The following is a 13393-nucleotide window of genomic DNA, read 5'->3' as shown; positions in this document are numbered from 1 at the left end:
TTTAGCGATTTTTTCAGCAGCGGCGGCATTTTTTGGTCACTTTTTTTTGCTGCAGAAAAAAAGTGACTCAGGGTTCGGGGCGGATAGCCCCGATAGAATAAATCCAGATATTAACGACTGATCGTCATATCATTGGGTGATTCTTAAAAAGGTGTTCTTACTCGCAATGACGGCGTGGCTCCGCCTTGACTCCATCTGTTCATTTCTTCATTAAAAAAATACCCCGTTAATTTTACCTGCTTATTGCAGATATGCTAATTTTGCCCGGTATGGAAAAGTTTCTGAAAGAGCTGAATAGCGCGCAATACGAGGCAGTCGTCAATATAAAGGGTCCTTCACTGGTCATCGCCGGTGCCGGTTCAGGCAAAACAAGGGTACTCACCTATCGGGTAGCCTACCTTATCAGCCAGGGCATCAAACCGTCCAACATCATTTGCCTTACGTTCACCAACAAGGCAGCCCGTGAAATGAAAGAGCGTATTGCCCTGGTAGTGGGTGAAGAACAGGCAAAATACCTGTGGATGGGCACATTTCACAGCATATTTGCCCGTATCCTCCGCACAGAATCCGAATGGCTCGGCTATCCTTCCACTTACACGATTTACGATACAATCGATTCGAAAAGTCTCGTGAAATCCATTATCCATGAGATGAACCTCGACGACCAGCGCTACAAACCCGGCGAAGTGCTGGGCAGGATTTCCTGGGCAAAAAACAACCTCATCACACCACAGGCCTACAAAGGACATCCGGAGATCACTGCTTCGGATAACATGACGAAGCGTCCTCAACTGGGCGAAATCTACCAGACTTATTGCATCCGCTGCAAAAAATCGGGTGCCATGGATTTCGACGACCTGCTTCTCAATACCAATATCCTGTTCCGCGATTTCCCGCAAATACTGGCCAAATACCAGGAACGGTTCCACTTCATGCTGGTGGACGAGTACCAGGACACCAACCATTCACAATACCTGATTGTGAACAAGCTGGCCGCCCGGCATCACAATGTATGCGTGGTGGGCGATGATGCCCAGAGCATATATTCTTTCAGGGGCGCGCGCATTGAGAATATTTTAAATTTCAGGAAAGACTATCCTGATCACCAGGTTTATAAACTCGAACAGAATTACAGGTCGACCCGTACCATCGTGGACGCTGCCAACAGCCTGATCGAAAAGAACAACGGCCAGATCAAAAAGAACGTGTTTTCAGAAAATGAATCAGGCGAGAAAATCAAGGTGGTCCGTTGCGTGACCGATATGGAAGAAGGGTTCTTTGTCTCGAACAGCATTCTTGACTGTGCCCTTACAGAAAGGCAACTTTACAGCGACTTTGCCATACTATACCGAACAAACGCCCAGGCACGTATTTTTGAGGAAGCTTTACGAAAAAGAAACATTCCCTACCGGGTTTATGGCGGCATTTCGTTCTACCAGCGCAAGGAAATCAAGGATATGCTGGCATACCTGCGGTTGTCGGTTAACCAGAATGATGACGAAGCTTTCAAACGCGTAGTGAATTACCCCTCACGCGGAATAGGTGATACCACCATGGAAAGGCTTGAGGAATATGCGGCACGTACCGGTAAAAGCCTAATGCAGGCTGTTGTCGAGGCCAATCCTGAAGATACGGGACTTAACAAAGGAACCCTGACCAAGCTGTACGGGTTTTATAACCTGATCACCGGTTTCACTGAGAAAATCGCTGAACTCAATGCCTTTGAAGCAGCCACCCACATATCGATCACATCCGGTATCCGGAAGGACCTGTACAACGGGAACACACCCGAAGAGCGCAGCCGCTATGAAAACCTTGAAGAATTGCTGAATGGTATCAAGGATTTCACCGAAACAGCGATGAACGACAACCAGCCTGCTGCTATGGCCGATTACCTCGAAAATGTTTCGCTCATCACTGATTTTGATACTGAAAACGGTGATGACCAGAACAAGGTCACCATTATGACCATGCACTCTGCCAAGGGACTTGAATTCAACAATGTTCACATTGTCGGTGTCGAAGAAGAGCTGTTCCCTTCACGTATGGCTTTTGAATCGCCGGAGGATATGGAAGAAGAACGTCGCCTTTTTTACGTGGCGATCACCCGGGCCAAAAAGAGGGTATATATCAGTTACGCCCAGAACCGGTATAAATGGGGAACACCCACCATGTCACAGCCCAGCCGTTTTTTAAAGGATATCGATCCCAAATATATGGATATGCCGGTTGAACAGAATAACCGGACAAAAAGCCGCGATTATGATGATTACGATTGGGATAGCGAATTTGAGAACAAGTCGAAATATACAAACGGTACCACCAGAACATTCACCGGAAATCCGAATAATACCGCCCGGAAACCGACTGCTTTGATTCCTAAAAAGACTGTTCCCGCCCGCCCGGCTGACCCGGATTTCAAACCGGACAACCCTGACCAGATCCAGGCCGGGATGAAAGTGGAACATGCCACGTTCGGTGTCGGAAAAGTGTTGCAGATCGAAGGTGTATCACCCAACCGCAAAGCAACCGTGTTTTTCCAGGATACCAATGAGGAGAAGCAGTTGTTGCTGAAGTTTGCGAAGTTGAAAATAGTTTAGGCTTCAAGCGTAGTTGCAAACTACACACAGCCCCAAAAAAAATATTTGACCATCACCTATTTTTACTATAGCTTTGTCAAAAATATTATATGGAATACGACTACAATACCAGCCGCAATCACCTGATTCTTCCGGAATACGGAAGAAATATCCAGAAAATGGTTGAGTATATTCTTACAGTGGAGGACCGGGAGGAAAGAAACCGGCTTGCACAGGCTGTTATTATCATTATGGGCAATATGAATCCTCATTTACGCGATATCAACGATTTTAAGCATAAACTCTGGGATCACCTGGCTATCATGGCCGATTTCAGGCTCGATATTGACTTCCCTTACGAAATTCCACGTCCCGAGGAATTTACAGAAAAACCCAGGAGGGTCAGCTACAGCACAACCGACATTAAATACAGGCATTACGGTAAAATAGTGGAGGACCTCATCCGTGAAGCGCTAAAGCTTCCCGACGGCGAGGACAAGGATACCCTTGTACGGCTGATCGCCAATCACATGAAAAAATCTTACCTCACCTGGAACCGCGATTCGGTTACCGATGAGATTATCTTCAATGATCTTTACGAGCTTTCAGGCAGAAAACTTTCCGTGAAGGAAGGCGTTAAGTTATCCGAGCAGAAAGATTTTCAGAAAGGCCGCCAGCAGCAGCAACAAAATCAGCAGCAGAACAGGAAACGCATGCAGATGCAACAGCAGCGAAAAAAACCTATGCAATAATAATGGCTTCTTTCAGGGTTTCCGGTGGTCACCCTCTGAAGGGTGAGATCGTTCCGCAGGGCGCTAAAAACGAGGCACTGCAAATCATCTGTGCCACCCTGCTCACCTCAGAAAAAATTACAATCAGCAACATCCCGGATATCCTGGATGTCAATAACCTTATTGACCTGGTGGCCTCACTTGGCGCAGAAGTGGAACGCATTACCCGTAATTCCTGTTCATTCCGGGCTTCACAGATCAATATCGATTACCTGCTCACTGACGATTTTAAAAAGCGCAGCACAAGCCTCAGGGGATCACTGATGATCATGGGACCCCTTCTCGCCCGATTCGGCAAGGCATACATACCCCGACCCGGTGGAGATAAAATCGGACGCCGCCGTATGGATACCCATATCAACGGCCTTGTTCAGCTTGGTGCTGAATTTGATTACGAATACACCGAGGAATTTTATAAACTGCATGCCGCCAAACTCAAAGGATGCAGCATGCTGCTCGAAGAAGCCTCTGTTACAGGAACGGCCAACATACTGATGGCAGCAGTTCTTGCCGAAGGAACGACCACTATTTACCACGCCGCCTGTGAGCCCTACATTCAGCAGCTCTGTCATATGCTGAACCGCATGGGTGCCCGCATCTCCGGTATAGGCTCCAACCTGCTCACGATTGAAGGTGTTGACACGCTTGGCGGATGCGAACACACACTGCTCCCGGATATGATCGAAGTGGGATCATTCATTGGTCTTGCTGCAATGACCCGTTCTGAAATCACGATTAAAAATGTATCCTGGGAGAACCTGGGACTTATTCCCACTGTTTTCAGGAGGATCGGAATTGAATTTGAACGCAGGGGTGACGATATCTATGTTCCCGGCAGGGAACATTACCAGGTTGAAACTTTCATTGACGGATCCATACTCACTGTGGATGACGCGCCGTGGCCCGGTTTTACACCCGACCTTATCAGCGTAATCCTTGTTGTTGCCACACAGGCCCGCGGAAATGTGCTGATCCACCAGAAAATGTTTGAAAGCCGCTTATTTTTCGTGGATAAATTAATTGAAATGGGAGCCCAGGTCATTCTTTGTGATCCTCACAGGGCTACCGTTTACGGGCTTGATAACCAGATACGGTTAAGGCCTTCCACACTGACTTCTCCTGACATCAGGGCCGGTGTTGCCCTTCTGATTGCCGCCCTTTCGGCAAACGGAACCAGCATCATCCATAATATCGACCAGATTGACCGTGGTTATGAGCGCATTGATGAGCGACTCCGTGCACTCGGTGCAAAAATTGAGCGAATTATTTAAGAATAAAATTACTTTTGTCCCGTTTTTGGTCTCAATCATGAATGCTGAATCCGTTATTTCCATTGTTTTAATTTTTACGGGTCTTTCTCTGCTGATTATACCCTTACTGCCCCAACGCTCTAAATCGGCGGCAGCCTTTATTCTTGTGTTGCTGAATGCCGTAATAACTTCGATACCTGCCATCCGTGTGCTTGCAGGGGGAGACTTCAATTTGCTGATCAACGCCGGCAATACCTTCGGAGATGTGCTTTTTAGAATAGACCCGCTGTCGGCGTGGTTTATCCTCATCATTAACATTACGCTCATTAACGGTTCTCTGTACGGTGCCGGTTACATGAAATCATATGCTCACCGCAAAAGCGACCTGAGCCTTCACTGGGTAATGCTTGTTATGTTCCAGGTGTCGATGCTGTTTGTCTGCATGCTTCACAACGGTTTTGCATTCCTGATTGCATGGGAAGTGATGACCCTCTCGTCACTCATCCTGCTGATGTTTGAACACGAAAAGGCACAGACACAGGAAGCAGGACTCAATTACATGGTGCAGATGCATCTTGGAGTGGCACTTCTTACCATCGCATTTATCTGGGTGTTTGTAAGCGCACAGACCACTTCTTTCGACGGCATCGCATCATTCTTTCAGAACAACGGCAGTCCCTGGGTTATTCTTTTGTTCTTTGCCGGATTCGGAATTAAAGCCGGGTTTATACCCATGCACACCTGGCTGCCTTATGCACATCCCGCAGCTCCTTCGCATGTTTCGGGAATCATGTCGGGTGTTATTGTAAAAATGGGCATCTACGGTATACTTCGCATCGCCGTAAGCATCACTCACTATAGCTTAGCTACCGGCATCCTGCTGGTTTCCTTATCGGCCGCCACAACCCTTTACGGAATTCTGAATGCATCAGTACACAGGGATTTCAAGAAACTTTTGGCATTCTGTACAACCGAAAACATAGGCATCATAGGCATGGGCATTGGAATCGGACTAACCGGAAAAGCACTGGATTATCCCCTTATGAGCATCCTGGGATTTTCTGCAGCCCTTCTGCATACCCTGAACCATTCGCTCTATAAATCGCTTTTGTTTTTTACTTCAGGAAATATATATAATCAAACCCACACCCGGAACATGGAAGACCTGGGAGGGCTTATCCGGTATATGCCCCACACGGCAGTTGCTTTCCTGGTGGGTTCCCTTGCAATAGGCGGACTTCCGCCATTCAATGGGTTCATATCCAAATTCCTGATTTATTCGGGATTTGTAGAAACTTTCAGTCAGCATAACCTGGCACTCAGCGCCCTTATGGTCATTTGTATTGCCCTGTTATCGATGGCCGGCGGTGTTTCGATGCTGACATTCACCAAATCGTTCGGAGTCATCTTCCTTGGCTCTCCCCGAAAAGAACTTCACCATAAACCTGAAGAAGTACCTCTTGCGATGAGGTTACCGCTTTATCTCATTATTGGCATTATGCTTGTCATCGGACTTTTTCCTGAGCTTGTATTAAGACCTCTTCTTTATATTACCGGGAGTATGGGTGTTGAAGTATCCCTGTCTTCGCTGCAGGGAACGGGACACATTGTGACTCTTTGCGGAAGGGCTTCTCTTTTGCTTCTTTTGCTGATAGCCGTGATTTATGGCATAAGGGCATCAGTGACAAGGCGGTACGAAGTTAAAACCAATGAAACCTGGGGTTGCGGATATGTTGCTCCGCACACCGGAATGCAATACACAGGTAAATCATTTTCAAAAAGCCTGGCAAAACTTTTTGGCTTTATAACCATTGAGGATAAGAAATATGATCAGCTTGATGCCGCATCAATCTTTCCGGCACCGCGATCGTACGCTTCGTTGTATCTCGAATTTTTTGAAAAAAGGATCTTTGAACCTGTAATTAAAGGTTTCCTTAGAATATTCAATATTTTTACGTTTTTTCATAATGGCAAAATACAATTGTATGTTCTTTATGGACTTATATTTGTCGTCATTCTCATTCTTCTTTCTGTTTTCAATGTACTATAAGATCCCATGAGCCTGATTTTTTTCATATCGGTCTTAGTCTTCATTCCTGCAACTTTACTTGCCGGTACCGTTATGAAAAGAACCATAGCCCTTGTGGCGGTACTTACCAACTCAGCAATCAGTTCGCTGGTGGCAGTGAAGGTATTATCGGGAGCCTCTTTTTCGGAAGTCATTTATGGCGGCGCCATTTTTGGTAATATTTTCATCAGGGCAGATGCCTTATCCGCATGGTTTGTGCTATTGACAAATTTTACAGCGATTACCGGTATCCTTTACGGCCGGCAGTACCTGAAGCACTACCCCGAAAACAAGCCGCTGATGAGCCTGCACTTTGCCAGCTATATCATAAACCATGCTGCGCTAACCGGTTTATTTTTCATCCAGCACAGCCTTGCCTTCCTATGTTCATGGGAAATGATGGCTTTGTCCGCTTTCATCATGGTTATTTACGAACACGGGAAAATGGAAACGCTGAAAGCGGGAATTAATTACCTGATTCAGTCGCATATCAGCATCATCCTGCTTACGCTTGGTTTTTTGTGGGTTTATACAAAAACCGGATCCTTCGATTTCAGGGATATTTCAGCCTACTGCCTGAACTCGGGAAACCAGGCAAGCCTCCTGCTATTCCTTGTGTTTTTTACAGGTTTTGCCATAAAGGCCGGTTTTGTGCCTTTCCACACATGGCTACCTTACGCGCATCCTGCTGCTCCATCTCATGTTTCAGGCCTTATGTCGGGTGTAATTATCAAATCGGGCATCTATGGGATCATGCGAATGCTGTTACTGATGCCCGATAACAAAATGGCAATCGGATATATCATTCTTGGTGTTTCACTTATATCGGGCGTTTATGGCGTGATGCTGGCCATCGTTCAGCATAATCTGAAGCGCCTGCTGGCTTATCACAGCATTGAAAACATCGGGATCATCGGCATCGGAATTGGGATAGGTACACTCGGGGCAGGATTGCACAATGATTTCATGACTTTCGCCGGGTATGCAGGTGCCCTGCTGCATACGCTGAATCACTCGCTTTTCAAATCGCTCCTGTTTTTTACATCAGGAAATGTTTACCTGGCCACCCATAGCCTGATGATCGACCGGATGGGAGGACTGGGCAGGAAGATGCCCCGTACTGCTGCACTTTTCCTTGTTGCAGCGCTGGCGATTTGCGGGCTTCCTCCTTTCAACGGTTTTATTTCGGAATTCCTGATTTATAGCGGGCTGTTCGATGCCATCAGCAGTAACCAGTCGGCCCTTGTATTTGCCATATCCGTATTTTCGCTTGCACTGATTGGCGGACTGGCGTTACTGTGTTTTACAAAAGCATTCGGCATAATTTTTCTGGGAAACCCGCGGCATTCCTTTCATGAAATCAGGGAGGATAAGTCGGTGCTTTTCCCCAATTACCTGATTGCAGGAGTCATCATTCTTATCGGATTGTTCCCCCGGTTGTTTCTTTCCGTTCTTACAACCCCTGTAAGTTTATATGGAAATGCCGGATCTATACTTCCTGATTCACAGATCATGCAGATCATGCAACATGTAAGCCTGGCATCCTGGGGGCTGATCCTTATGATCATCGTGGTTTACCGGTTGAGGAAATGGATTCAGAAACACAGGGTTATTGCAACAGGCCCTACCTGGGGCTGCGGTTATGAAACCGATTCTCCGAAGCTTCAGTATACGGCCAGTTCATTTGTAAAACCTTACGTGAAAATTATAAAACCGGTTATTGACATACAGGATTCCGGGGATGAAATAAATGATATAGTGCCGAATGCGGTTCATTCCGAAAGTCATTTTCATGATCGCCTTGAAATGAAATTAATCGACGGGCCCACAAAGGCTCTTCGCGGCTTTCTCGGCAGGTTCAAATTTCTTCAGAATGGCCGTGTCCAGTTTTATGTACTCTACGGCGTGGTATTCATCGGAATCAGCATTACCATTCCCCTTGTAATTGATGCGCTAAGAACGCTCGTTAACATCATTAAACAATTGTAAGATGCTTAGTTTATTGCTTATCATTCTGACCAGTTTCTTTTTTACCGGGATCATCATCCGGTCAAAGAGCATCTTGTCGGGCAGAAAAGGACCCCGGATTTTTCAGCCCATGCTTGATATTTTCCGTTGCCTCAGAACCGGTTCGGTTTACAGTAAAACAACCAGCTTTGTATTTCAGATTGCGCCCACCGTATATATCGCCACCATTCTGATGGCCATTTTATTCATCCCTTTTGGTAACAAACAGGGAATCCTTTCATTCAACGGTGATTTCGTTTTCTTTGCTTACGTGCTGGCACTTGGCAAGTTTTTCATGATCATTGCCGCACTTGATACAGGCAGTAGTTTTGAGGGAATGGGCGCAAGCCGCGAGGCACTGTATTCGATGCTCATAGAGCCTGCCTTCTTCATCCTGATGGGATCATTTGCTCTTCTTACAGGTTATTCTTCTTTTGCCGGGATATTCGGGGCACTTCACTATGGTTCGTATGTTTCATATGGTCTGGGCGCCCTGGCGTCCTTTGTATTCGTTACCATTGCACTCATCGAAAACAGCAGGATGCCCGTTGACGACCCGAAAACGCACCTCGAACTCACCATGATCCACGAGGTCATGATCCTTGACAACAGCGGTTTTGACCTGGGACTCATCCTTTACGGAACCAACCTGAAATTCGCCCTTTACGGGGCGATAATCGCCAATTTCTTCCTGACACCCGGCTACCAGCTCTATTATTCAATACCTATTTACTTTGCCGTGCAGGTAACCTTCGGCATTGTCATCGGTATTGTAGAATCTTTTGCGGCACGTTTCAGAATGAATCATAATCCCCAATTCATCCTGATGTTCACGTCCATATCCATGCTTATTTTCCTCGGCGTATTGCTTGTGATGGGAAAACTCATTTAAATCAGAATCCATGATCAACCTGTTATTAATAATTTTCACCATTACCCTGATTTACATTTCGATGGCAAACCGGATGATGACCTATATCCGCATCATCGCATTCCAGGGTATTGTTCTTTTTGGTGTTGCCCTTGTTGAACTTATCGAAATCAATATCGGCAACCTGATCTTTGTTCTGCTTGAAACGATCATCATTAAAGCCATTGCCATCCCTTTATTCCTGAAGTACATTCTCGATCGTAACCGGATTACACGTGAAGCGGAGCCCTATGTTTCCAACTTTGTGTCGGTTGTTATAGTAACCATTATTATCCTGGGATCCTTCTTTCTGGCAAACGCCGTTTCAGACACCCATGTCAGGAAGATCTTTTTCATAGTGGCCCTGTCGGCCCTTTTCACCGGGTTGTATGTTATCATCACCCGCCGAAAGATCATCACCCATGTGATGGGATTCCTGATTATTGAAAACGGAGTGTTTGTGCTTTCGCTTGCAGTAGGGAGTGAAATGCCGATGCTGGTGAATATCGGTATCCTGCTTGATATTTTTGTCAGCGTGATCCTGCTGGGAATCTTTGCGGATAAGATCGGCGATGTATTTGAAGAACAGGATGTGGAGCAATTAAGAAATTTAAAAGACTGATCTCTCAATGATAGCAATATATTTAGCCGGTTCACTGATTATAGGCACTGCCTTTTACTTCGGAAAGAAGCATTCCACCCGACTTCTTCTGTCGGTGCTATTTTCTCTTTTGCAGGTATCGCTGGCCGTTTATGAATTTATAAACCGGGGAGTGGTGCAATTTACTTATTTCACTCCCGATGCCCTTGCCGTGATATTCCTGAGTGTTATGACAGTCATCACCATACCGGTGCTATATCATAGCTTCGTATATTTCGAAAAACATCCCTATAAACCCAGGGAAATGGGGATGTATTTTGCCGCTACCATTATGCTGATCATGTCGATCAGTGCGGCATACCTTGCCAACCATATGGGTATTACCTGGGTGTTTGTTGAAATCACCACATTAAGTGCATCGGCACTGATTTACCACCGCAGGAATAAGCTGTCTCTCGAAGGAACCTGGAAATATATTTTTATCTGTTCAATAAGCATAACCCTTGTTTTTATCGGTATCCTGTTTGTCACTGTAACCGTTCAGCAGCATGGGATTGGCGACCTTTTTTATTCGACCCTGCTGGCGAATGCCGGTTTGCTTAATCCGTTCTGGCTGAAGCTGGCTTTTCTATTCATATTTACAGGTTTTACGGCAAAGGCAGGGCTTTTTCCCATGTATACTGCAGGTATTGATGCAAAGGACAAAGCGCCCTATCCTTCAGGCGCGCTCCTGGCAAGCGTTTTAATGAATGTGGGATTTACAGGAATATTCAGATTTTACCAGATTACCAGTCATACAAGCATTCATGAATGGACCAACAAGATCATACTGATATCGGCAGTGTTGTCGGTATTTGTGGCTACCGTATACATGCTCCGGGTAAAAAATATTAAACGAATGATGGCGTATTCGGGGGTTGAGCATATGGGGCTTGTTATGCTGGGTATTGCAGCCGGTGGAATAGGGTATTACGCAGCCATACTGCACCTGGTACTGCATTCATTTGCAAAACCTGCCCTGTTTTTCCAGTTCGGGCAAATTTACAGAACCTATGGAAGCAAAAGCGTATATGACACCGGGTATTATTTCAAATACAATGTAGCCGGCGCTATGGTTCTCCTCGCCGCCTTTTTCATTGTGACGGCTATGCCTCCGTCAGGGATGTTTGTAAGTGAATTCCTGATATTTAAATCGTTGTTCGCCTCAGGATACCTTTGGCTGCTGATTATTATTATGCTGCTGCTCACCGTGATCATATGGGCATTCGGAAAAAACGTATTTAAGATCCTTTTTGCAAAACCGGTTGATTTTGACGAGTCGAAGGTACAGCCTGCACATTACACCGAATCATTGAGCCAATATATACTGCTGGCGCTCGTTGTGTATTTGGGGTTGTTTCCGCCGGCAGCGATGGTGGAGTTGATAAAGGAGGCGGTGAATATGCTTATGTAGTATTGGATGCTGGATACTGGATACCTGCCTGCCGGCAGGCAGGCAGGATACTGGATAAGAAAATGAAGATTTCATACAGGAACTCTTAGGCCTTAAAACCTTATTACTTAATTGCTAACAGACTAACAGACTACAGACCAACAGACTAACAAAAACACCGAACAAGGAACACCGATTTAAGATTTAAGAAGTTTTACAGACTAACAGACTACAGACTAACAGACTAAGATGGCTGATTACATAAAAATAAAGAACAACCAGCGGATAGGCACAGGAGAAATCCCTGTTCTCGGGTATGACGCATTTCTTGAGGCCAATACCGGACTGCTGGAGGATAAATACTGCCATTGCGTTAATTATTTCGCCTGGCCGGTGAATGGCAGGTTGCAACTCTTCTGCTGTATTGCCGACGATACAACAGGGCACATACTGGTTTCATCCTCCATGGCAGATGCCGGTACCACCTACCCTTCATTCACAGCGAGAAATTTCGCTTTTCATGCTTTTGAGAGAGAAATCCATGAAAAAACTGGAATGAGCTATACGGATCATCCATGGCTGAAACTCCTGAGGTATTCGCATGACCGGTTTGATCCGTCAGAAAGTATAGGCCATTATCCTTTTTATAAAATCGAAAGTGAAGAACTGCATGAAGTAGGCGTTGGCCCTATACATGCAGGAGTGATTGAACCCGGCCATTTCAGGTTTATATGCAGCGGCGAGCAGATCCTGCATCTCGAGATCCAGCTTGGCTTCCAGCACAGGGGAATTGAAAATCTTTTTCTCAGATATAAGTCGCCTTTGCAGTTGGCCATCCTGGCTGAAGGCATTGCCGGCGACACGGTTGTGGGACATACAACGGCATTTACAGGTGTATGGGAATCGCTTTGCGGCTTTGATGCACCTGAAGATATTCTTCATGCCCGCACGATAGCTTCGGAGTTGGAGCGTATTGCCATTCATACGGGCGACCTGAGTGCCATATGCACCGATATTGCATACCAGTTGGGAAGCTCTGTATTCGGCAGGCTGCGTACCCCCGTGATAAACACATTCCAGAAATGGTGCGGTAACCGGCTTGCAAAAAGCCTTATCCGGGCTGGAGGCAATCCTTATCCGGTCACGCCTGAACTAACAGAGGCTATCAACCAGCTTTTCGATGCGTATGAGCCCGATATGAATGAAATGTACCAGCGGATGAAATCGCTGCCCAGTGCGCTGGCCCGACTTGAACGAACAGGAACCGTTACACAGCAGCAGGCCGAACAAATAGGTGCCGTGGGACAGGCAGCACGAACAAGCGGACTGATGCGCGATATCCGGTGGACGCATCCTTACCTGATATACGGTGGAATACCTCACCAGCCGATCATCAAGCATCATGGGGACGTGTATTCAAGGACCCAGATAAGGAAGCAGGAGATCAACCAGTCGATTAAGTACATCCGCCGCATGTTGCAGGATATTCCGAAACACAGTCAACCTGAGCCTATGCAATCCCCGGCACCTGGTTCATTTGTGCTGTCGCTTACCGAAGGATGGCGGGGTGAGATTTGCCACTGTGCCATCACGGATACAGCAGGAAATCTTGCCCTGTATAAGATCAAGGATCCGTCGGTTCACAACTGGATGGCCCTTGCTCTTGCAGTAAGAAACAACGACATTTCCGATTTCCCGATCTGCAACAAGAGTTTCAATCTCAGCTATTGCGGTCACGACCTTTAAAAATTAACC

9 protein-coding genes are annotated in these 13393 nt (G+C 46.2%); all 9 read left to right on the top strand.

All coding sequences use genetic code 11. The features are described from left to right. The first annotated feature begins 269 nt into the window (after positions 1-269). The 9 genes from VK179_18070 to VK179_18030 all read left to right on the top strand — a co-directional run bounded on the left by VK179_18070 (position 270) and on the right by VK179_18030 (position 13384). Positions 270-2600, top strand: a complete 2331-nt coding sequence (locus VK179_18070; protein ID HLO60663.1) for a UvrD-helicase domain-containing protein — start codon at positions 270-272, stop codon at positions 2598-2600. 89 nt (positions 2601-2689) lie between these two features. Continuing rightward, complete coding sequence (locus VK179_18065; GenBank protein HLO60662.1) at positions 2690-3331, top strand: DUF4290 domain-containing protein; 642 nt, start codon at positions 2690-2692, stop codon at positions 3329-3331. A gap of 2 nt (positions 3332-3333) precedes the next feature. Next, positions 3334-4641, top strand: coding sequence for a UDP-N-acetylglucosamine 1-carboxyvinyltransferase (gene murA, locus VK179_18060; protein ID HLO60661.1), 1308 nt, complete (start codon positions 3334-3336; stop codon positions 4639-4641). A 37-nt stretch (positions 4642-4678) separates the two neighbouring features. Then, entirely contained in the window at positions 4679-6670 is a 1992-nt protein-coding gene (locus tag VK179_18055; protein ID HLO60660.1) for a proton-conducting transporter membrane subunit, read from the top strand. Between the two features lie 72 nt (positions 6671-6742). Continuing rightward, complete coding sequence (locus VK179_18050) at positions 6743-8677, top strand: proton-conducting transporter membrane subunit (protein HLO60659.1); 1935 nt, start codon at positions 6743-6745, stop codon at positions 8675-8677. A 1-nt stretch (position 8678) separates the two neighbouring features. After that, positions 8679-9587, top strand: a complete 909-nt coding sequence (locus VK179_18045; protein ID HLO60658.1) for an NADH-quinone oxidoreductase subunit H — start codon at positions 8679-8681, stop codon at positions 9585-9587. Positions 9588-9597: 10 nt separating this feature from the next. After that, entirely contained in the window at positions 9598-10227 is a 630-nt protein-coding gene (locus VK179_18040) for a hypothetical protein (GenBank protein HLO60657.1), read from the top strand. 7 nt (positions 10228-10234) lie between these two features. Continuing rightward, complete coding sequence (locus VK179_18035; protein ID HLO60656.1) at positions 10235-11659, top strand: proton-conducting transporter membrane subunit; 1425 nt, start codon at positions 10235-10237, stop codon at positions 11657-11659. Between the two features lie 228 nt (positions 11660-11887). Continuing rightward, entirely contained in the window at positions 11888-13384 is a 1497-nt protein-coding gene (locus tag VK179_18030; protein ID HLO60655.1) for a hypothetical protein, read from the top strand. Positions 13385-13393: the final 9 nt, after the last annotated feature.

This window comes from Bacteroidales bacterium, from assembly GCA_035299085.1.
GTDB lineage: Bacteria > Bacteroidota > Bacteroidia > Bacteroidales > UBA10428 > UBA5072.
This window is presented reverse-complemented; position numbering and strand designations above follow the sequence as displayed.